This is a genomic window from Flavobacterium sp. SH_e (assembly GCF_025717045.1).
In the GTDB taxonomy this organism is placed as follows: Bacteria; Bacteroidota; Bacteroidia; order Flavobacteriales; family Flavobacteriaceae; genus Flavobacterium.
Genome location: NZ_JAOVZN010000008.1, coordinates 380,896 through 403,485 on the forward strand (window position 1 = coordinate 380,896; position 22,590 = coordinate 403,485).

Here is a 22,590-nt window from a genome sequence, read left to right on the forward strand (position 1 = left end):
AATCATGAATTACCTAAAACTTAGCATTTATTGTGTGCTTTTTGCTGTTTTGTTAAGCAGCTGTAAGCATCATGAAGAAGCCAGAAGACCTATTTCAACAGCTTCGGGAACATTCATGAAAAAATCGGCAGACCGAAATAAAAAATTAGTGGCTAATGAAGAACAAGTCATTAAAAAAATAATAAAAAGCAATCCGAAAGTAAAATATTATGCCACTCCAAAAGGCTATTGGTTTTGCTACGAAGAAAAAAATGCAACAGAAACTCTAGCACCTAGAAAAGGGGATATTGCTTACTTTAATATGGAAATAAAAGATATAAAAGGCAATATTATTTATTCAGATTCTGATCTTGGTCCGCAAACTTATTATGTAGATAAACAAGACATTATGATGGGTTTACGTGACGGAATAAAAAGAATGCATAAAAACGAAACTGTTACGTTTTTATTTCCATCACACATGGCTTATGGATATCACGGAGACAACAAAAAAATTGGCACAAACGAATCTTTAATTGTTACTGTTACGCTTAGAAATTTCATACCAGATCCTGCGGCACAAACAGCAAAACCAGCTACGCAATCTCCGCAAACCGTAGCACCAAAACCTGCAGCTTCAAAACCTGTTGCACCAGCTAAAAAAGACACATTAACTCAATAAAAACAATATCTTAAAATGAAAAAGAGTATTTTATTATTACTAATAGCCGTAAGCTCATTTTATTCTTGTAAAGACGATCACGGTAATCTGCCTGATGGTTTATATGCCGATATCGAAACAAACAAAGGTCACATCATTGTAGAACTTGATTATAAAAAAGCACCAATTACAGTTGCTAACTTTGTGACTTTAGCTGAAGGCAAAAATGAGTTTATAACACATGAAGATTTAAAAAAGAAGCCTTTTTTTGATGGTTTAAAATTCCATAGAGTAATCGAAAATTTCATGATTCAAAGTGGTGATCCATTAGGAACTGGTTCTGGAGATACTGGCTATAAATTTAAAGACGAATTCTCAGATCTAAAATTTGACAAAGCTGGAGTTTTGGCAATGGCAAATAACGGCCCTGGAACAAACAGTAGCCAGTTTTTTATCACTCACGTAGAAACTCCTTGGTTAGATAACCTGCATACTATTTTTGGTCATGTTGTAAGTGCAAAAGATCAGGAAGTAGTAAATAAAGTTGTTCAGGGTGATAATATCGTAGCTGTAACTATTATCAGAAATGGTGAAGCGGCGAAAAAATTTGATGCTGTAAAAGTATTCCACGACTATTTTGCTGAAATTTCTAAAGAACAACAGAAATATGCTGGAGTTCAAAAAGAAAAAGTAGATTCTTATGCCGCTTTAAAAGCAAAAGCAACTAAAACTACAAGTGGTTTAGAATATGTAATTACTGAAAAAGGAAGCGGTAAAAAACCTGCCACTGGAAATCAGATCTTTATTCACTACGCTGGTTTCCTTGAAAACGGAACTTTATTTGACACTAGCATTGAAGAAGTTGCAAAACAATTTGGAAAACTTGACCAAGCAAGAGCAGCACAGCACGGCTATCAGCCAATTCAATTTCAAGCTGGCAAAAAAGACGGTTTAATTCCTGGTTTTATTGAAGGAGTTGAGCAATTGTCTTATGGAGATAAAGCGGTTCTTTTCATTCCATCTCACTTAGCTTATGGAGCAACTGGTGCTGGTGGTGTAATTCCTCCAAACGCAAACATTATTTTCGAAATCCAGATTTCAGAAAAACCATAATCGAATTATAGACTTAAAAATTTAAAAAGCAATGAAATTTAAATTTCTATTTTTATTTTGCTTAGCAATAGTAAATATTCAGGCACAAACTAAAAAGCCCGTTGCTAAACCAGCAGCAAAACCAAAAACGACAACAGCCGCAGCTGCTAACACAAATCCTACTGAAGGAATTTTTGCTACAATTTCTACATCAAAAGGAGATATTGTGGTTTCTTTAGAATATGTAAAAGCACCTGTAACGGTAGCTAACTTCATCACTTTGGCAGAAGGTAAAAACCCTTATGTTACAGTAGAGCGTTTAAAAGGCAAACCATTTTATGATGGTCTAAAATTCCATAGAGTAATCAACGATTTTATGATTCAAGGTGGAGATCCGCAAGGAACTGGTGCTGGAGATCCTGGTTATTCTTTTAAAGATGAATTTGTTGAAGAATTAAAATTTGAAAAAGGCGGAGTTTTAGCTATGGCAAATTCTGGTCCTGCTACAAATGGAAGTCAATTTTTCATCACACACAAAGACACTCCTTGGTTAAACGGAAGACATACTATTTTTGGACATGTAGTTTCTGGAATGGACAATGTAAATAAAATTGTTCAAGATGATATCATGAATAAAATTACCATTACACGCAAGGGCGCTGCTGCTAAAAAATTTGACGCAGTAAAAGTTTTTAGCGATGAAATGAAAAAAGGAGAACTACAAAAAGAAGAGGCTAAAAAAGTAGTTGCTGAAAAAGCAGCATCTTTTACTGCTTTAAAAGCAAAAGCAACTGCAACAGCATCTGGTTTGAAATATGTGATTACACAAAAAGGAACAGGTGTCAAAGGAGCTGAAGGTTCTACAATTTACTTCCACTATGCTGGATACTTTGAAGACGGTACTTTGTTCGACAGCAGTATGCCTTCAGTAGCAAAAGCTTACGGAAAATATGATGCGAACAGAGATGCTCAAGGTGGCTATAAAGCATTTCCTTTTACAGTTGGCAAAAAAGACGGAATGATTCCTGGTTTTATTGAAGCTCTTGATATGATGACAGATGGAGAAAAAGCAACTTTCTTCCTGCCTTCAAATTTAGCTTACGGTGAAAAAGGTGCTGGTGGTGTAATTCCACCAAACGCAACTTTGGTTTTTGAAATCGAAACATACCAAAATCAGCCTAAATAATTAGAAAAGAGAAATTCTATTCTTTAAAATAAGAAAACATCAAAAGTATATTTTGATGTTTTTTTGTTTTTGAGCAATTCTAACTTTTAAAGGATTAGCAATTTAGCAGTTTAAAATTGCCTTTTTTAATTATTAAAATCACTATTTAACCTTTCTTTCTACTAAATCCTAAACAAAATAACTTACCTTTGCCGGCTTAATTTTTTTAAAATACATAAATCATGACGTCGCAAAACAATGTACTTAAAGGTGTTTTTCTAGTTGCTTTGGGAGCAACAACATACGGAATGCTAGCAACTTTTGTAAAAATGGCATATTCTGAAGGATACACTACAGCAGAAGTAACGACCTCACAGTTTATTTATGGAATTTTAGGTATTTTACTGATCAATCTTTTTCAGAGAATAAAAAACAAAAACAAAGCAGTTAAAGCTTCTCCAAAAAACATTTTTAATTTAATGTCAGCTGGAACTTCATTAGGAATGACGAGCCTTTTCTATTACTTGGCCGTAAAATATATTCCTGTTTCTATTGGAATTGTTTTACTAATGCAAACTGTTTGGATGGGAGTTTTATTAGAAATGATTTTAGAAAAAAAACTACCTTCTAAACAAAAAGTCATTGCAGTTTTTATAGTCCTTTTTGGAACTGTTTTAGCCACAAATATTATCAATAATGATATCCAATTAGATTGGAGAGGTTTAGTTTGGGGAATTCTAGCGGCTGCTTCTTTCACTACAACCATGTTTACTGCAAATCGTGTAGCAACCGAAATTTCGTCGGCACAAAGAAGTCTTTACATGCTTTTGGGCGGTGCAATTATTGTTTTTTCTTTTGCTTTTGCAACTCAGGTAACGACTTTCAATCTTGAAATTTTCCTTAAATGGGGAATTGTGCTATCATTGTTCGGAACTATAATTCCGCCTCTTTTAATGACAGCAGGTTTTCCTTTAACAGGTATCGGACTTGGAAGTATCGTTTCTGCACTTGAACTTCCAGTTTCTGTTATGATGGCGTTTGTTTTACTAAACGAAAAAGTAATCTTTTCTCAATGGGTTGGAATTGTATTAATCATACTTGCCATAATTATTATGAATGTAAATTTCAAGTCTAAAAAATAACCCAAAATTACCTATTATCAAAAAAAGCATATCTGTAATGCAATAATTGTTAATTTTTTTATAATTTCGTGATAAACAACTAGATATCATGATTTTACCTTGGCATTTATATTTAATGGCTTCGCTTTATATTCTTGCTGGAATAAATCATTTTAGAAAACCTGGAATGTATATAAAAATCATTCCTCCTCTATTTAAGAACCCCGAATTAATAAATATTTTAAGTGGTGCTGCCGAGATAATTTTAGGCATCCTTCTTATCCTGCCTTTTTCATCAAATTTTGCTGCCTGGGGAATTATTATGCTATTAATTGCTGTTTTTCCTGCCAATTTATACATGTATCAAAATAAAAAAGCAGGTTTTGGTTTACCAAGATGGATTTTATTTGTACGTTTGCCCTTACAAATTGTTTTGATTTATTGGGCTTACCAGTATATATTCTAAACATTAACCATTAAATTATTTTATTATGAAAAAATTATTTGCAGAGTTCTTTGGAACTTATTGGCTTGTTTTTGGAGGATGCGGAAGTGCGATATTTGCTGCGGGAATTCCCAACTTAGGAATTGGATTTGCAGGTGTTGCTCTGGCTTTTGGTTTAACGGTGCTTACCATGGCATACGCGGTTGGACATATCTCAGGCGGTCATTTTAATCCTGCTGTTTCTTTTGGTTTATGGGCTGGCGGAAGATTTTCTGCCAAAGATCTTATTCCTTATATCATTGCTCAATGTGTGGGTGCTGCCGCTGCTGCAGGAACTTTATATACAATAGCTTCAGGAAAAGCGGGATTTGCAATAGACAGCACAAAAGCTGGAGCCTTTGCATCTAATGGTTTCGGAGCTTTTTCTCCTGATGGTTATTCGTTACAAGCGGCTTTTATTGCTGAATTTGTACTTACCTTATTCTTCTTATTAGTGATTTTAGGAGCAACTGATAAATTTGCAAATGGTAGATTTGCTGGAATTGCAATTGGTTTGGCTTTAACTTTAATTCACTTAATCAGTATTCCAATTACGAATACTTCTGTAAATCCTGCGAGATCTCTATCACAAGCTATTTTTGTAGGTGGAGAACCATTATCACAGGTCTGGCTGTTTTGGGTCGCTCCAATTCTTGGCGCTTTGGCTGCTGGTTTTCTTTATAAAACATTACTCCAAAATCATGCAGAAGCATAATTTGATCAAAATAAATATACTCTAACTAAAAATTAAAAAAAATGGATTTTTTATACTTCTTGCTTATTGGTGCAATTTCTGGATGGCTTGCTGGCCAAATTTGGAAAGGCGCTGGCTTTGGATTAATTGGAAACATTATCGTTGGAATCATCGGCGGATTTATTGGCGGATGGATTGCAGGAAAACTTGGTATAGGAGGCGGCGGACTTCTTTGGCAGATCTTAATCGCCGTTGGAGGCGCCTGGGTTTTATTATTTATAATAAGCCTCATCAAAAAATAATAACTATAAATTATAGCTTATAATTAATTTCTAAAGAGAAAATCAGATATATTTATGTGTGGTTTTCTCTTTTTATTTGGATAAAACCGAAAAGAAAACATCATTTCAACTCAAATATTAATGTATTATGAACGAAATTATTTCTTACTTCAGTACTATTCCATCTTCGCATAGAAGTCTTATTTTGGTTGGCGGAATTACTATTTTCTGGCTGATAGAAAACAGTTTTCCATTATTCAAAATGCAGTATAAGAAATGGCCACATGCGGGAATAAATTTCTTTTTCACTTTCACTACAATTGTTGTCAATTTTATCTTGGCTTTCATTTTAATATGGACTGCTGCTTGGACAATCGACCATAATTTTGGAATTCTGCAATGGCTTCCCGAAATGCCTCTTTGGCTTTATACCTTAATTGGTTTACTTCTTCTCGATCTTGTGGGGGCTTATTTAGCTCATTTGGTAGAACATAAAGTTAAAATTCTATGGCAATTTCATTTAGTCCATCATACAGATACTTGGATTGATACGACAACTGCAAACAGACACCATCCAGGAGAAAGCGTTGTTCGTTTTGTTTTTACCACTTTAGGCGTTTTAATCGTTGGAACTCCAATGTGGATGGTTTTCCTTTATCAATCGCTTTCTGTTGTGGCTTCGCAATTTAATCATGCTAATATTTCGCTTCCAGAAAAACTGGATAATTTTTTAAGCTATTTTATTGTTTCGCCAAATATGCACAAAGTCCATCATCATTATATTCTGCCTTATACGGATAGTAATTACGGTAATATTTTTTCTATTTGGGACAGACTTTTTGGAACTTTTACCTATTTACCGAAAGACCAGTTAATATATGGAGTAGACACGCATATGCAACCAGAAGAAAACAATGAATTGAAGAATCTGCTAAAAATTCCATTTCAAAAATCAAGATCCTTTAAAAACAGTAAAAATCACTAAAAAAATTGCACTCTACTGAACCAACTTATTATTTTTTTTTTTAATATTGATACTAGAATTGAAAATCAATCTATTAATAATTAACACCCTATTTTGAATTAATTTTCACGAGATGAAAAAGAGTAGCCGCAAAGAATTAACTCCGGAACAAATTGAAAAACTTGTTTCGTTAGCTTTAGAAGAAAGAAATCCATTTGAAATTATAAAAAAAGAATTTGGATTGGCAGAAAAAGAAGTCCTAGACATCATGAAGAAGAAAATGCCTCTTGAAAAGTTCGAGATGTGGAAAAAGAAGGCAATTGCAAACAAACCAAAACCAAAACCAATAAAAATAGATGATTTTGATGAAGATTTGGACGGAAAATATTATATCAAGAATAAATTAGACTAACATAAAGCTCCTGTTTTTCAGGAGTTTTTTTTATTTTTAAAATTATTGTTATTTTTTAGTAACTTTTCATCACTTTTTGTGACAAATACAATTAACTAAACATTTACAAATGAAAAAAATACTTTACACCTTAGCTCTAGCGGTAACTTTTTGGAGCTGTAAAACAGGGAGCACTGGAGCCGCGAAAAGCAATATAGTTGAAGTTAATATCAATCTAACCGATGTTAAAGACGATAAAGTCTTAGTAACAGTTACTCCGCCAGCTATTAAAACGGATGAAATTGTTTACAGCATTCCAAAAACCGTTCCTGGAACTTATTCAACAGATAATTATGGAAAATATTCAGAAGACTTTAAAGCTTTTGATGCAAAAGGAAATGCCCTTACTGTAAAAAGATTAGACGACAATTCTTGGTCTATTTCGAATGCAAAATCATTAAAAAAAATCACTTATTTAGTAAACGATACTTTCGATACTGAAAAAGGAACTGGATTTGGTAACGATGACGTTTTCTCTCCAGCTGGAACAAACATTGACGCAGGAAAAAACTTCATGCTAAACACTCACGGTTTTGTGGGGTATTTCCAAGATAAATTAGATGTTCCTTACAAAGTTACGGTTACGCATCCTGAAACTCTTTGGGGAGCAACTTCTATGACAGATGAAGATGCAAGCAATACTTCAGACGTATTTAAAACTTCTCGTTATGCTATTTTAGTAGAGAACCCGATTATGTATTCTAAACCAGATTACACTACATTTAATGTAAACGGAATGGATATCTTAATCGCTGTGTACTCTCCTAATGGAAAATATACAGCAGAAAGTATTACGCCAGAGATGAAAACGATGATGACAGCACAGAAAAACTTTTTAGGAAAAGTAAATTCTACTAAAAAATATACTGTTTTATTGTACTTATCTAGTATGGCAAAAGATGACGCTCACGGTTTTGGAGCTTTGGAGCATCCTACTGCTACAACTGTAGTTTTACCAGAATCAATGCCGAAAGAAAAGTTGGTAGAATCTATGAAAGATGTGGTTTCCCACGAATTCTTCCACATTGTAACTCCATTGACTATTCACTCAAAAGAGATTCAATACTTCGATTACAATGCGCCCAAAATGTCTGAGCATTTATGGATGTATGAAGGTGTGACAGAATACTTTGCTAATCTTTTCCAAATCAATCAAGGTTTGATTGATGAAGCTGAATTCTATACTCGTATTGCTGATAAAATTGAGCAAGCAAAAGGCTTAAATGATACAATGTCATTTACTGTAATGAGTAAAAATGTATTAGAACAGCCATACAAAGATCAATACTTAAATGTATATCAAAAAGGAGCTTTAATAGGTATGTGTATCGACATTATCATTAGAGAAAAAAGCAACGGAGAAAGAGGAATTCTGGATTTAATGCACAAATTATCTAATGAATATGGTATTGAAAAACCATTTAATGATGATGAATTATTTGCAAAAATCACTTCTTTAACTTATCCTGAAGTGGGTGAATTCTTAAACAAATATGTTGCTGGAACAACACCAATTCCTTACGATTTCTACTTAGCTAAAGTTGGTGTAACAAAAGCAACTGAGAAAAAATCTGGAAATCCGTTCATTAAAGGACAAACTCCATATATTACTATTGATAAAGCAACAAAAGAAATTACTGTTCGTCCTGATTCAGAATCAATTGCGTTCTTTAAAAACCTAAATTTAAAAGGTGGTGATAAAATTTTGGCTGTAAATAACAAATCATACAATTTAGATAATATTTATGATTTGATTACCGAAAGTGAAAACTGGAAAGAAAACGACCCAATCACTCTTAAAGTAAAACGTGGCGGTAAAGAGGAAACTGTAAAAGGAACTGTAAAATTACCATTTGAAGAAGCTGAAACTTTTAAAGCAACTGACGCTTCAAAAGAGAAACTTAAGAATGCATGGTTAAAAGGATAATTTCTTTTTACAACATAAAAAAAACCGACAATTACTTGTCGGTTTTTTTTATGTCTTCTAAGAACTTTGTCAAAGTTTTCGATATGCTATTTCTTCACAGGAAATTTCCAGTCAAATTCATCTTTATCATTAATGATTGCACCAATTTCAAACTTCACAACTTCATCAAATTCTGTTTGCAGAATAAACCAATTATCTTCATTGAAATAATTTTCGAAAGTATCAAAAGTTTCCTGATTGTATTTTGTGATTCCTTTTGCAGCAAAATCTTTCTTTACATCAGCAATTTTTCTTCCAATTAATTTGAATCCGAAAACTTCTAGATCATTGCTTGATGCTACAATGTATCCCAATTTCAAATCTTCTTCTTGATAAAAAGTCAATCTGATTTTGTGTGAATTGTAAACAAAAATAACATTATCATCTTCGTCTTTATAATTTTTATCAGGTTTTCCTAAAGCAGCTGTTACGTCGTTTTGCTTCATTCCGAAAAGCAGTTTCTCAATTCCTGATTTTAGATTTATTTTCATATTTCGTTTTCTTTATTTGAAATGCAAATTTCGTGAAGTTTTTTGTTGTTCCGCCACGAATTGAACAAATTTTCACGAATTAAATATTCTAACAAAACCTAACCGGTTTTAAAAACCTATTAGGTTTATATCTCCGCATCCTACTTAATAACTCTTTTTATTTGGTTTGCTACTCATATAAAACGTAATTTTTCCTCCGTTTATAACATCTTCATGTTTTAAAAACGGTTTATCTAATTGTTTCCCATTCAATAATACTTTGCTCACAAACACATTTTTATCAGATTGATTTACGGTTTCGATTTCAAAAGTTTTTCCGTTTTCCAAATTCAAAACAGCATTTTTTATTAACGGACTTCCTAATGCATATTCATCAGAACCTGGCGCGACAGGATAAAATCCTAAACTACTGAAAATATACCAAGCACTCATTTGCCCAAAATCGTCATTTCCTCCTAAACCATCGGCACCGTTTCTGTACATTTTTTTAAGGATCATTCTAATTTTATCTTGTGCTTTCCAAGGAGAATCTGTCCAATTATATAAATACACAATATGGTGTGAAGGCTCATTTCCATGAACATAATTTCCAATAATTCCGTCTCTTGTAATATCTTCTGTATTTTCAAAATATTTGTCTGGAAGATGCATATTAAACAATGAATCTAAACGAACTTTAAATTTCTCATTTCCGCCCATTAATTTAATCATATCAGCAGGATCTTGCGGAACGTACAAACTGTAATTCCAAGAATTTCCTTCAATAAAACCTTGTCCGTGTGTGTCTAATGGATCAAATTCTTTTTTGAAAGTTCCGTCGTTTAATTTCGGACGCATAAAACCCGTTTTTTCATCATAAACATTTTTATAATTTTTCGATCTATTGATGAATTCATTATAAATTTCTGTTTTGCCCAATTTCTTTGCTGCCTGCGCAATTGCCCAGTCATCATAAGCATATTCTAAAGTTTTAGAAACAGAAGCTCCATTTTTATCTTCTGGAACATATCCTTTATTCATGTAAAATTCTAGTCCGTCATAATACGGGACTTTTGCAGTATTCACACAGGCCTGAAGCGCTTTTTCTGCATCAAAACTAATATTTCCTTTTACAATGGCATCTGCAACAACTGAAACCGAATGATACCCAATCATACACCAATTTTCATTAGCATAATGCGACCAGATTGGAAGCATTTTATGAACGCTTTGATCTGAATGAGCTAACATCGAACTTACCATATCGCCATTTCTTTTTGGCTGTACAATATTAAATAACGGATGCAAAGCTCGATAGGTATCCCAAAGCGAATAACTGGTGTAATTTGTAAAATTTTCGGCTTTATGCACATTCATGTCAAGACCTTTATAATTTCGATCTAAATCCATATATACTGTCGGACCAAGAAAAGCATGATACATTGCGGTATAAAAATTGACCAAATCTTCTTTTTGAATGGTTTCAACCTGAATTTTATTCAATTCATTGTTCCAAACGTCCTGACTTTGTGTTTTTACTTTTTCGAAATCCCAATCAGGCGTTTCTTTTTTCATGTTTTCTAATGCACCCGCAGAACTTACAGGCGATAAAGCCATTTTTATTTTGATTTTTTCACCTTCGTTGGTATCAAAATCAAAGAATAATTTCAAGTTTTGCCCTGCCATTTCTGGAAAGTTTTTCGTTTGATCGAATCTTCCCCAAAAACCTCTGTAAACACTTTTTTCTTGAGCAGCTTGCCCGTAGCTTTTTATTGGTTTGCTAAAAGACATCGCAAAATAAACCGTTCTAGTTCTCGCCCAGCCATTTGTTTGGCGATATCCAGTTATCAAAGTATCATTTTCTATGCGAACAAATGTCCAAACATTCTTTTTATCATAATTATAAATTCCTGAAGTTAAATCTAAAATGATGTGCGCTTGATCCGATTTTGGAAAAGTATATTGATGCATTCCAACACGAGTTGTGGCTGTCAATTCTGCTTTAATTTTATGATCTTCCAGAAAAACACTGTAATATGCAGGTTCTGCTTTTTCTGTCGAATGTGAAAATGCCGACCTATAACCTGACAAAGGTTTTGATGCCACACCAGGATTTAATTGCAGTTGTCCTGTTGTCGGCATAATTAAAAAATCGCCCAAATCAGAATGTCCAGTTCCGCTGAAATGCGTGTGACTAAAACCTACAATCGTTTTATCTTCATACTGATAACCTGCGCAGTATTTATAAACCTCGCCATTGTATTTTCCGTTTAAACTGTAAGCGATTGTATCAGTTTCTGGACTTAGTTGTACGCTTCCAAAAGGAACTGTTGCCCCGGGATAAGTGTGTCCCATTTTGGCAGTTCCAATCATTGGATCTACATATTGAATTAGATTTCGCTTTTCGTCAGCTTTCTTTTGCCCAATTATAGTATTGGAAAAAAGCATTAAAACCGATATACCTAAAAGAAATTTGATACAGTTTATCTTAACCATTTTATAGTTTTTTTGTGGAAATATTTGCTGTTATTTTAGTTTAGAAAAGTACAACAAATACTGTTTTTAAAAAACATAAATTTAGCAGAACTCAAAAGGTTTAAATATCTTTGATATATTAAAAGTATACCGCCAAACATGAAAAAATATATTGTATTTCTACTTTCCTTTTATTCGACATTAATTTTTTCTCAAAAAATAGAAAGCTATAAATTAACCAAACAAGAAATTTCAGAAAGAGAGCTTAAAGATGTAACCGATTTTCCTATATATAAAGCATTTGAATTGAGCGATAAAGGCGGTGTTTACGAATTGGTTTTAGCCGAAAATCAAAAAACAATTTCTAAAAAAGATACCTTAAACACCAAAATACAAGCAATCTGTGTAGTTAATGATCACGGTGGTTTTTTAGAAAAATGGAGAATTAATGATTTACTTGAAGATACTGATCCTAAAGAAACAAATATCTGGTTTTGGACAAAATATTGCAGTACAAAGGATATTGATGGCGACGGTTATATTGAACCTGTTATTGTTTATGGAACTCGCAACGAAGATCGTTATATAAGACGTGTAAAAATTATTACGGTTTATAAAAACAAAAAATATGTTATTCGCGCGGTTGAATGCGATTTTGATAATTGCAGAAGTTTTGAAAAAGATCAAAGTTGGAATACGCTTCCGCAGAAAATAAAAACGCATATCAATCAATTGACTGAAAAAATGAGAAAAGAGCAGGATGTGCTTTTGAAAAACGGATAAGATTTAATTGTTAATTGTAAATGATTGATGGCCGTTCATAATTCACCATTTATAATTAACAATTTACAATTATTTTTTACTCGCTCATTTCGTCATAACGCTCAGGCACTTGCGGATCGTACAATGGACATTTGAATTCTTCCATAACATCAACTAATTTATTCATGGTTTTTCCTTCTGTTCCGTAGCAGTCAATTTTTATGCTTTGTGGTGTTGTAATAACTTGAAATGCACCTTTTCCTTTTGGGTTTTTCCAGCTGTTTTCGTCTACACGCTCCCAGTCTGAAAAGACAGAATTAATTCTATTTACGATTACTTCAACTTGGAGATCAGCTAAACCTTCGACTTCTTGTTTTTCTACAAGCGCTTCATAAACTTCCTGATTGTTCAGGTAAATTTCGTCTAGATATTTCCAAAAAAGTAATTCGTACATAATTAAATATTTTTAAACCATATAAGTGATATAAGAAAATATAAATTCTTTTTGATTAGAATAGAAAGCTGTCAAATCAAAATAGTGCTTCGACTTCGCTCAGCCTGACAATCTAACTTAAAATGAACTTATATCACTTATATGGTTATTTTTTTTTTTAATAGTTGAATGTTCCGTATTCGCTAGTAATAGTCAGCTTTTTAGCATCTGATGCTTCTACTCTACCAACAATTTGTGCGTCTACATTGAATGATTTTGAAATTTCAATAATATCTTGAGCGATATTTTCTGGAACGTAAAGTTCCATTCTGTGTCCACAGTTGAAAACTTGATACATTTCTTTCCAATCTGTTTTTGATTGTTCTTGAATTAATTTGAACAATGGCGGTACTGGAAATAAATTGTCTTTTATAACGTGCAAATCTTTTACGAAGTGTAAAATTTTAGTCTGAGCGCCTCCACTGCAGTGTACCATTCCGTGAATATCTTCTGGAGTGTATTTATCTAAAATTTTCTTGATAATTGGCGCGTAAGTTCTTGTTGGAGAAAGCACTAATTGTCCTGCATTGATTGGACTGTTTTCTACTTCATCAGTTAAATTTACTTGCCCTGAATAAATTAATTCTTCAGGAACTGCTGCATCATAACTCTCTGGATATTTTTTAGCCAAATATTTCCCGAAAACATCGTGACGCGCAGAAGTAAGTCCGTTACTTCCCATTCCGCCGTTATAGCTTTTTTCATAAGTTGCTTGACCAAAAGATGCCAAACCAACAATTACGTCACCAGCTTTAATATTTGCATTGTCTACAACATCTGCACGTTTCATACGAGCTGTAACTGTAGAATCTACTATAATTGTACGAACAACATCTCCAACATCGGCAGTTTCTCCACCAGTTGAATGAATCGTTACACCAAAAGATTTTAATTCGTTGATTAATTCTTCTGTTCCGTTGATGATTGCTGAAATAACATCTGCAGGAATTAAGTTTTTATTTCTTCCAATTGTTGAAGAAAGCAGAATATTATCGGTTGCACCAACACATAATAAATCATCAATATTCATGATTAATGCGTCTTGAGCAATTCCTTTCCAAACAGAAAGATCTCCAGTTTCTTTCCAATACATATATGCCAAAGATGACTTTGTTCCTGCCCCGTCAGCGTGCATAATAAGGCAATGATCATTATCCTGAGTTAAATAATCAGGGACAATTTTACAGAATGCCTGTGGAAATAAACCTTTGTCAATGTTTTTTATAGCGTTATGTACGTCTTCTTTTGATGCCGAAACACCTCTTTGTGCATATCTCTTGCTAGAATCTGAACTCATGAAAATTAGTTTGTGTTGATGTGGTGCAAAGATAATCCCTTTTTTTAATTCTTTTGCCTATTCAAATATAGGATTCAAAAAAAATCAACCATTTGATATAAAAAAAACCTGCCTTAAAAAAGACAGGTCTTATATATAAGTGTAGAAAATGATTATTTAGTAAATAATAATTCTCTGTATTTTGTTAATGTCCAGCTTTCGTCATCAACTAAAAGTTCTAATTTATCACAGTGATTACGGATATCTTCAAAATAAGGTTTTACTTTATTGCAGTATGCTTCAGCCATTTTTTGACCGTCAGTCAATTGATTTGCTTTTTTTCTTTCATTGGTCATTGCCAATACTTTAGAATTAATTCCTTCAATATGTCCTGAGATTTCTTTAATTAAAACAATCTGTTCGCTTGCAATCGTTTCAAATTCTTTTCCGAAAATTTCTTTTAAACCTTTTACATTTTCAATTAAAGTATTTTGGTAGCGAATTGCGGTTGGAATAACATGATTTCTTGCAATATCTCCTAAAACTCTTCCTTCAATCTGGATTTTTTTAGTGTATTCTTCCAATTCGATTTCGTAACGAGCTTCAGCTTCAACGTGATTAAAGATTCCTAATTCTTCAAATAAATCCAAAGCTTTTTTAGAAACCTTAGCTTTTATAGCTTCTGGAGTTGTTTTAAAATTGCTTAATCCTCTTTTTGCAGCTTCTTTTTCCCAAGCTTCGCTATAACCGTCACCTTCAAAAAGAATCTTTTTAGATTGTTTGATGTATTCTCTTAAAACATTAAAAATAGCATCATCCTTTTTCATGTCTTTCGACTCGATTAGGTTTTCAACTTCATTTTTAAAGTCAATTAATTGTTTTGCCACAATCGCATTCAAAGTTGTCATTGCATTTGAACAGTTTGAATTTGAACCAACAGCTCTAAACTCAAATTTATTTCCTGTAAAAGCAAAAGGCGAAGTTCTATTACGATCTGTGTTATCTAATAATACGTCTGGAATTTTACCAACAACGTTCAGTTTTAAATCTGTTTTTTCTTCTGGCGAAAGTTTTCCTGTTGTAACACTTTCCAACTCAGATAAAACTTTAGTTAATTGCGCACCAATAAATACCGACATAATTGCTGGCGGCGCTTCATTTGCTCCTAACCTGTGGTCGTTACTTGCTGTTGCGATAGACGCTCTTAATAAAGTTTCGTTATCGTTTACTGCTTTAATGGTATTAATAAAGAAAGTCAAAAACTGTAGATTGCTCATTGGCGTTTTACTCGGACTTAATAAATTAACTCCAGTATCTGTAGCCAACGACCAGTTGTTGTGTTTTCCAGAACCGTTTACTCCTTTAAATGGCTTTTCGTGAAATAATACTTTAAAATCATGACGTTCAGCCACTCTCTGCATTACATCCATTAATAAAGAGTTGTGATCCACCGCAAGGTTTGTCTCTTCAAAAATTGGAGCCAACTCAAACTGATTTGGCGCAACCTCATTATGACGTGTTTTTACGGGAATTCCCAATAACATACATTCTTGCTCCAAATCTCTCATATAAGTAAGAGCGCGCGTTGGAATTGATCCAAAATAGTGATCGTCTAGCTGTTGTCCTTTTGCAGAAGTATGTCCTAACAAAGTTCTTCCAGTCATCACTAAATCAGGGCGAGAATTTGCTAAAGCTTTATCAATCAAGAAATATTCTTGTTCCCATCCTAAAGTCGCTGTTACCTTTTTTACGTTTTTGTCAAAATATTTACAAACTTCTGTCGCCGCTTCATCAATTGCCGATAATGCTCTTAATAAGGGAATTTTATTATCTAAAGCTTCACCTGTGTAAGCAATAAAAACTGTTGGAATACATAAAGTTGTACCATATATAAAAGCTGGAGAAGTGGGATCCCAAGCCGTGTAACCTCTTGCTTCAAAAGTATTTCTGATTCCGCCATTTGGAAAACTCGAAGCATCTGGCTCTTGCTGAACTAATTGTGCGCCGCCAAATTTCTCAACAGGATCGCTTCCATCATAAGAAGTTTCAAAAAAAGCATCGTGTTTTTCTGCAGTAGTTCCTGTTAAAGGCTGAAACCAGTGTGTATAATGTGTAACTCCTTTTGCCAAAGCCCATTCTTTCATTCCCATGGCGATATAATCTGCCATCTTTCTGTCGATTTTTGTTCCGTGCTGAATGGCATCTCTTACTCCTTTAAAAGCATCTGGAGTTAAATATTGCTTCATTGCTTTTTCATTAAACACATTTGCACCAAAAAGATTAGATTTTCGGCCAATTTCTTCAAAATGTACTGGCTTTCTGTTTGAAGCTTGTTGTAAAGCTTGGAAACGTAATGTTGACATGGTTATGTATATTTTAAATTCGTACTAATTTTCACTAAAAAAATGAGGAACAAAGATAAACAATAAATGAGCCTATTTTAAATATATCGAAGAGATTTTTAGTCATCGATTTTTCAATAGAAGATGCTTTTTTCGAAGAATAATGAATTCAAACCACAGAAATATCACAAAAGTGTACGGTAATATTGATTAAATAAACATTTTTTCATAATTTCTTAACTCAAGAATTCAAAAATGTGCCGTAATTATTACGAATTTATTTTTTTAGGGTTACTAAAATTGCTTTTTTTAAAATATACCCCTATCAAAATTGCGCTTATCCAAAAAATTATACTTGGATAAACAAAATAGCCCCCTAATTTTTAGGACTAAAAAAATAAATCTATATTTGACCCAACGAAAAAAAACAAAAAAATTAATTTATATTATTATGGCTAAAATTAAGTTAGAGTACATTTGGTTAGATGGATATGAACCAACTCAAAATCTTAGAAGTAAAACTAAAGTTGAAGAGCACGAAAACTTCAAAGGAACATTAGAAGAACTTGGAAACTGGTCATTTGATGGTTCGTCAACTAAACAAGCTGAAGGTGGTTCTTCTGACTGTCTTTTAGTACCTGTTGCAATTTATCCAGATCCAACTCGTATCAACGGATGGTTGGTAATGTCTGAAGTTATGTACGCAGACGGAACTCCACACCCTTCTAACGGTAGAGCTACAATTGATGATGATAATGACGATTTTTGGTTTGGTTTCGAACAAGAGTATTTCATCATGGATACTAAAACTCAACTTCCACTTGGTTTCCCAGTTGGAGGATACCCTGCTCCACAAGGGATGTACTACTGTTCAGTAGGTGGAAAAAACACACACGGTAGAAAATTAGTTGAAGAGCACGCTGATTTATGTATCGCTGCTGGAATCAACTTTGAAGGAATCAACCAAGAGGTTGCTTGCGGACAATGGGAATTCCAATTATTCGCTAAAGGAGCTAAAAAAGCTGGAGATGAAATCTGGGTTGCTCGTTACCTATTAGACCGTTTAACTGAGAAATATGGTTACTATATTGAATATCACCCAAAACCTCTAGGAGATACTGACTGGAATGGTTCTGGAATGCACGCTAACTTCTCTAACACTGTATTAAGAACATGTGGAGATCAAGCAACTTACGAAAGAATTTGTGAAGCTTTCCGTCCTGTTACTGCTGAGCATATCGCAGTTTACGGAGCGTACAACGACCAACGTTTAACTGGTAAACACGAAACTGCTTCTATCCACGATTTCTCTTATGGAGTTTCAGACAGAGGATGTTCAATCAGAATTCCTTTAATGACTGTTCAAAAAGGATGGAAAGGATGGTTGGAAGACAGAAGACCAGCTTCAAACGGAGACCCTTACAAAATTGCTGCTAGAATTATCAAAACTGTTAAATCAGCGCTATAATTCAAAGCTTAATTTATATTCTAAAAGTGCCAGCATTTATTTGCTGGCACTTTTTTTTTACCATAAACCCGACATAACGAACCACACTGTTTGTCATTCCGAGGAACGAGGAATCACACTAGAAACTCCGCAAAGAATGTTATCAATCTTTGTCGAATCCCGAGTGTGATTCCTCGTTCCTCGGAATGACAAAACTAAGAGCAAAATTCAACAAACTAAAAAAACAAAACAACCTAAGCCTCAAAAAACCTCATAACTTTATAACACTTAACATTTTACAAATAACAAATATTACTTAATTTTAGAAGCAAAATTAATTTTTAAGTTAAACATCAAAACTTATCTTTGTACATCATTAAAAAAAATCAATATGATAGTCTGGTCACTCTTTTTACTTGCTGTAATTTTTATCCTTGCTTTAGACCTTGGTGTCTTCAACAAAACGCCACATATTATTAGTACTAAAGAAGCCAGCAAATGGACTTTAATCTGGGTAACTTTATCTTTTCTTTTTTCTGGTGTAATCTACTGGCTATACACTACAGATTACATAGAAAATCCTGACAGTTTAAAACCTGCAGTTGCGTCAATGAAGTTTATTACAGGTTATTTGATCGAGCTTTCGCTAAGTGTCGACAATATCTTTGTTATTGCCATTATTTTTGCTTCGTTTAAGATTCCGCAAAAATACCAGCACCGTGTTTTATTCTGGGGAATTCTGGGTGCAATTGTTTTCCGCGGTTTGATGATTTTCTTCGGAGTAATGCTGATCAATAAATTTGCTTGGACAACTTATGTCTTTGGAGTTTTCTTAATATTTACTGCAATAAAAATGCTTTTTTCTGGCGAAGAAGAAGATTTTCACCCAAAAGATTCTTTCGTATACAAAACGTTAGGAAAAATTATGCCGATTACCTCTGAAATGGATGGGGAGAAATTTTTCATTTCAACTAAAACTGCAAAAAAAGCAGCAACTCCATTATTTGTAGCTTTGATTGTTATTGAAGTTATGGATGTTTTATTTGCTGTTGATAGTGTTCCTGCAATTCTTGCTATTACTAAAGATCCATTTTTAGTATTCAGTTCTAATATTTTTGCTATTCTTGGATTACGTTCTATGTATTTCTTTTTGGCAAATATGCTGGCAAAATTCAGTTATTTAGAATACAGCTTGGTTGCTATTTTAGCTTTTGTGGGATTAAAAATGCTTTTACACGATTGGATACACGTTCCAGAATGGGCTTCTTTAGGATTTATCGCCTTATCTCTTTTAGTTGGAATTTTGGTTTCTCTAAAGTTTGGACCAGAAAAAGTGTTGACAGATTCTGAGAAAGAATAAGTTTTAAAATATATAGATATAAAAAAAAAGGAAATCAAGTGAACTTGATTTCCTTTTTTTTGTTTTCTTTTGTTATCTGATTATAATTTTACTCTTTTCACATTGCTATCATCAATATTGTATTTTTTGATAACTGCATTATAATCTGAGTAATCAGCTTTATTTACCGATTTACCTGTTCCAAAATCAGCTGGAATAATAACAAATCTGAACACCTGATTATTAATATAAGCTGGTCTATTTGCTATATTATCACCACCTACAAAAATTGTAAATGCTTGTATACTAAAATTATAATCGTATGTAATTGATTCTCCATTTGAAAAATATACATCTGTAGGAATTAATTGCCAAACATCAGAACCTGAACTAGTAGTTCCCTCTAATCTATAAACTAAGACTGATTCATTCTGAAATAAGTCACCACCTAAATATTTACCAAAAGAATCTGAAATTATATAACCATCGGTAGTATTAAAAGAAAAACTAGCTTCTATTTCAAAAGCTTCAGCTCCTATTCCATCTCTTCCCGGAGGCCCTTCTGGCCCTTCACAGCTTGTAAATGCAACTAAACCAATAACTGCAAATAAGGTAAGTATCTTTTTCATAACATATTTTTTTTAAGTATTATACTATAAAGGTATTCCAAAAATCAAACCAAAAAAAGCAATCTGGCTTAATTTAAAATAAAAATGCCTTTATTTTTTTGCAGTAACCTGATTCTTAGCTAGTATTTTACTAAAAAATAATGCATGGTACGGAAGTGAATTTTCCCAATAATCCCAAGTATGTGCTCCTGGTCTTTCAGTATAATCGTGATCCACTTTATTATAAACCAATCTTCTGTGTAATTCTCTGTTTGGTTCAATTAAAAAATCATCTACTCCGCAATCTATTATTAATGGCAATTTGTTTGCTTTTAATTTATCAGCCATTCTTAGAACAGAATTTTGCTCATACAATTCTGTATTACCACTTTTATCTCCAAAAACAGGCTGCATTAATTTTACAATTTGTGCCGAAGAATCTCTGTTAAGCATCGTACTCATATCTACCGCACCGCTCATACTTCCGGCTGCGCAAAACAAATCGGGATGTTTGGCAGATAAATATAGTGCGCCGTGTCCGCCCATCGAAAGGCCTGTAATTACTCTTCCGTTTTTAGCGGCAATTGTTCGGTATGTTTTGTCTACTTTTTGCACAACTTCCTGTGTAATAAAAGTCTCAAACTGACTTTCTTTGTTCACAGGACTATCAATATAAAAACTAAACGTCTCGCCTTCTGGCATTACGATAATCATATTATACTGATCTGCCAGATTATGAACCAGTTTTTTGTTTGGCGTATTTTTAAGCCAATCGCTAAAATGTCCGTAAGCCCCATGCAATAAGTACATAACCGGAAAAGCCGATTTACTTTTTGCATAAGAATTTGGTAAAACTACCGCAGCTTTATAGGTTTTCCCCATAGCGGTACTGGCGACTTGTAAAGTATCTACTTTTGCTGCGTATGTCATGGTGGTAAGACAAAGCAAAAATGCAGATAATAGCATTTTGATTTTTTTCATTTTCGATATTTTTTTCTGATTAGGGTCTGTAAATATACTTTTTTTCAGAATAAAATATATGAAAAATCCGACCAGCTTTTGACTAGTCGGATTTTCTATTTTTTCTACCACTTCAGATTTGCAATCAGAATAAAATAATTCTTAATTGAATCGCAGTTTTGCAATATTGTTTCTCTCAAATGCAATAAGAATAAGTTCTTGTTAATTTATGTAATTTGGGACAAAACATTTTTTTTAACCTAACTTGAACAATAACAAATAACAAAACTTTTTGTGGCAAAAAAACTAACTAATTATGATCTTGTGTTCGTGACGATATTGCGATGCACTTTTTCCTGTATATTGTTTGAATGATTTACTAAAGTGGCTAAAATTATTAAAACCGCTTTCGTAACATACTTCATTAATACTCATTGGCTGTTCTGCCAAAAGTTTAGAGGCGTGCACCAAACGATATTCGTTCACAAACTCTGTAAATGTTTTATTCGAGATCTTTTTAAAATAACGACAGAACGAAGGCGTAGTCATACTTACCAGACTCGAAACCTCATCTATCGAAATAGATTCCTGAAAATGATCTTTCACAAAATTGAAAACCACATTCATACGGTCATTATCCTGAGTCTGAAGTTCCATTGAAAATCCATCTGCATTTAAAATGGTATATTCCTCAGCCGATTCTAATTCGTCTAAAACACTCAAAAGTGTCATCAGTCTTTGAAATGGAGGTTCGTTTTCCATCATTTCAATTTTCTTCCCTATACGTTTTTTTGCTTCACCTCCAAAAGCGATTCCGCCTTTAGCCTGCTTCAAAATATTTTGCACCTTTTTCATTTCTGGAGCAACAAAAAAATCGCTTCCTAAAAATTCAGGTTTAATATGAATAACCGTTTCATTCGTATTTCCTGTCTGCTCATTTGTAAAACCGCAATGCGGTAAATTAGCTCCTATTAAAAGTAAACTACCATTGGTATAATAAGAAACATGGCTCCCTATTTGTCTTTTTCCAGCCCCGCCATTAATATAAACCAACTCAATCTCTGGATGATAATGCCATAAATGAGCTTTGCTATTGGTCTTTTCGGCGTGTTTGGTGTAGGTAAAAGAACTTCCGTATGAGTTAGTTATCACTTCAAGAGCTGGGGCAATAGTCTTCATGATAATTTCTTTAAAAAATAATAGCAAATTTAACAAAAACACCTAAAATAATTTAAATTTTAACCTACAACGGTTTCGTAAATGCGAATTTTACATTAAAACAACATTCTTAACACTGAAAAATTTATAGCAAAATCGGCTTTTTTTTAGGGTCTTATTTTTTTTCTCTACTTTTTTTTTATTTATCCCATTTAAAACGTGTTTTTATGCAAATATGTGAAATTTTGTAAGAAAGATGGAAATTTTATGAAGTATCAATTTTTTAAAAAACTTTGAAGAAAAACAATCAAATTAACAAAAACACAACATTAAAGTCAAATTTTAACCTATAACGGTTTCGTAAATGAGAATATAGCATAGAAATTGGAAAATATAGTTGTT

The 22,590-nt window shown here is 33.1% G+C and carries 21 protein-coding genes; 13 read left to right on the forward strand and 8 right to left on the reverse strand.

Features of this window, described 5'->3' with window-relative positions; genetic code table 11:
• The first annotated feature begins 4 nt into the window (after nucleotides 1–4).
• The 10 genes from gldI (at nucleotide 5) to OD917_RS19770 (ending at nucleotide 8,819) form a co-directional block, all read left to right on the forward strand.
• Nucleotides 5–661, forward strand: coding sequence for a gliding motility-associated peptidyl-prolyl isomerase GldI (gldI, locus tag OD917_RS19725; protein ID WP_263525126.1), 657 nt, complete (start codon nucleotides 5–7; stop codon nucleotides 659–661).
• Between the two features lie 15 nt (nucleotides 662–676).
• Complete coding sequence (locus tag OD917_RS19730) at nucleotides 677–1,753, forward strand: peptidylprolyl isomerase (RefSeq protein ID WP_263525127.1); 1,077 nt, start codon at nucleotides 677–679, stop codon at nucleotides 1,751–1,753.
• A gap of 31 nt (nucleotides 1,754–1,784) precedes the next feature.
• The gene (locus OD917_RS19735; protein WP_263525128.1) at nucleotides 1,785–2,918 is read left to right on the forward strand and encodes a peptidylprolyl isomerase; all 1,134 of its coding nucleotides are present in this window, start codon (nucleotides 1,785–1,787) and stop codon (nucleotides 2,916–2,918) included.
• A 221-nt stretch (nucleotides 2,919–3,139) separates the two neighbouring features.
• Nucleotides 3,140–4,039 (forward strand): EamA family transporter, encoded by a 900-nt coding sequence (locus OD917_RS19740; protein ID WP_263525129.1) that lies wholly within the window; start codon nucleotides 3,140–3,142, stop codon nucleotides 4,037–4,039.
• An 88-nt stretch (nucleotides 4,040–4,127) separates the two neighbouring features.
• On the forward strand, nucleotides 4,128–4,484 hold the full coding sequence (locus tag OD917_RS19745) for a DoxX family membrane protein (RefSeq protein ID WP_263525130.1): 357 nt from the start codon (nucleotides 4,128–4,130) through the stop codon (nucleotides 4,482–4,484).
• A 25-nt stretch (nucleotides 4,485–4,509) separates the two neighbouring features.
• A complete protein-coding gene (gene aqpZ / locus OD917_RS19750) occupies nucleotides 4,510–5,217 on the forward strand; it encodes an aquaporin Z (RefSeq protein ID WP_263525131.1) in 708 nt (235 codons plus the stop codon).
• A 41-nt stretch (nucleotides 5,218–5,258) separates the two neighbouring features.
• Nucleotides 5,259–5,498 (forward strand): GlsB/YeaQ/YmgE family stress response membrane protein, encoded by a 240-nt coding sequence (locus tag OD917_RS19755; protein ID WP_263525132.1) that lies wholly within the window; start codon nucleotides 5,259–5,261, stop codon nucleotides 5,496–5,498.
• A gap of 127 nt (nucleotides 5,499–5,625) precedes the next feature.
• Nucleotides 5,626–6,462 (forward strand): sterol desaturase family protein, encoded by an 837-nt coding sequence (locus OD917_RS19760; RefSeq protein WP_263525133.1) that lies wholly within the window; start codon nucleotides 5,626–5,628, stop codon nucleotides 6,460–6,462.
• A gap of 112 nt (nucleotides 6,463–6,574) precedes the next feature.
• Complete coding sequence (locus OD917_RS19765; RefSeq protein ID WP_263525134.1) at nucleotides 6,575–6,853, forward strand: TIGR03643 family protein; 279 nt, start codon at nucleotides 6,575–6,577, stop codon at nucleotides 6,851–6,853.
• Nucleotides 6,854–6,962: 109 nt separating this feature from the next.
• The gene (locus OD917_RS19770; RefSeq protein ID WP_263525135.1) at nucleotides 6,963–8,819 is read left to right on the forward strand and encodes a peptidase M61; all 1,857 of its coding nucleotides are present in this window, start codon (nucleotides 6,963–6,965) and stop codon (nucleotides 8,817–8,819) included.
• An 86-nt stretch (nucleotides 8,820–8,905) separates the two neighbouring features.
• Here the strand turns inward: OD917_RS19770 and OD917_RS19775 are convergent, their stop codons facing one another.
• Complete coding sequence (locus OD917_RS19775; protein ID WP_263525136.1) at nucleotides 8,906–9,349, reverse strand: hypothetical protein; 444 nt, start codon at nucleotides 9,347–9,349, stop codon at nucleotides 8,906–8,908.
• A 144-nt stretch (nucleotides 9,350–9,493) separates the two neighbouring features.
• Nucleotides 9,494–11,824 (reverse strand): GH92 family glycosyl hydrolase, encoded by a 2,331-nt coding sequence (locus OD917_RS19780; RefSeq protein WP_263525137.1) that lies wholly within the window; start codon nucleotides 11,822–11,824, stop codon nucleotides 9,494–9,496.
• Nucleotides 11,825–11,962: 138 nt separating this feature from the next.
• Between OD917_RS19780 and OD917_RS19785 the strand changes: the two genes are divergently transcribed.
• Entirely contained in the window at nucleotides 11,963–12,586 is a 624-nt protein-coding gene (locus tag OD917_RS19785; RefSeq protein ID WP_263525138.1) for a M949_RS01915 family surface polysaccharide biosynthesis protein, read from the forward strand.
• A gap of 76 nt (nucleotides 12,587–12,662) precedes the next feature.
• On the opposite strand, the gene OD917_RS19790 is transcribed toward OD917_RS19785, so the two are convergent.
• The 3 genes from OD917_RS19790 to OD917_RS19800 all read right to left on the reverse strand — a co-directional run bounded on the left by OD917_RS19790 (nucleotide 12,663) and on the right by OD917_RS19800 (nucleotide 16,697).
• Entirely contained in the window at nucleotides 12,663–13,019 is a 357-nt protein-coding gene (locus tag OD917_RS19790; RefSeq protein WP_263525139.1) for a hypothetical protein, read from the reverse strand.
• A gap of 157 nt (nucleotides 13,020–13,176) precedes the next feature.
• Complete coding sequence (locus OD917_RS19795; protein ID WP_263525140.1) at nucleotides 13,177–14,355, reverse strand: AIR synthase related protein; 1,179 nt, start codon at nucleotides 14,353–14,355, stop codon at nucleotides 13,177–13,179.
• Nucleotides 14,356–14,507: 152 nt separating this feature from the next.
• Entirely contained in the window at nucleotides 14,508–16,697 is a 2,190-nt protein-coding gene (locus OD917_RS19800; protein WP_263525141.1) for a glutamine synthetase III, read from the reverse strand.
• A gap of 430 nt (nucleotides 16,698–17,127) precedes the next feature.
• Here OD917_RS19800 and OD917_RS19805 point away from each other — a divergent pair, with 430 nt between their 5' ends.
• Both OD917_RS19805 and OD917_RS19810 read left to right on the forward strand, forming a co-directional pair.
• Complete coding sequence (locus tag OD917_RS19805) at nucleotides 17,128–18,144, forward strand: glutamine synthetase beta-grasp domain-containing protein (protein ID WP_091491476.1); 1,017 nt, start codon at nucleotides 17,128–17,130, stop codon at nucleotides 18,142–18,144.
• A 370-nt stretch (nucleotides 18,145–18,514) separates the two neighbouring features.
• Complete coding sequence (locus OD917_RS19810; protein ID WP_263525142.1) at nucleotides 18,515–19,483, forward strand: TerC family protein; 969 nt, start codon at nucleotides 18,515–18,517, stop codon at nucleotides 19,481–19,483.
• 80 nt (nucleotides 19,484–19,563) lie between these two features.
• Here OD917_RS19810 and OD917_RS19815 read toward each other — a convergent pair whose 3' ends face one another.
• The 3 genes from OD917_RS19815 to OD917_RS19825 all read right to left on the reverse strand — a co-directional run bounded on the left by OD917_RS19815 (nucleotide 19,564) and on the right by OD917_RS19825 (nucleotide 22,209).
• Nucleotides 19,564–20,091, reverse strand: a complete 528-nt coding sequence (locus OD917_RS19815; RefSeq protein ID WP_263525143.1) for a hypothetical protein — start codon at nucleotides 20,089–20,091, stop codon at nucleotides 19,564–19,566.
• A 90-nt stretch (nucleotides 20,092–20,181) separates the two neighbouring features.
• Nucleotides 20,182–21,051: an alpha/beta hydrolase gene (locus OD917_RS19820; protein ID WP_111286865.1), complete on the reverse strand. Its 870-nt coding sequence runs from the start codon at nucleotides 21,049–21,051 to the stop codon at nucleotides 20,182–20,184.
• A 285-nt stretch (nucleotides 21,052–21,336) separates the two neighbouring features.
• The gene (locus OD917_RS19825) at nucleotides 21,337–22,209 is read right to left on the reverse strand and encodes an AraC family transcriptional regulator (protein ID WP_263525144.1); all 873 of its coding nucleotides are present in this window, start codon (nucleotides 22,207–22,209) and stop codon (nucleotides 21,337–21,339) included.
• Nucleotides 22,210–22,590: the final 381 nt, after the last annotated feature.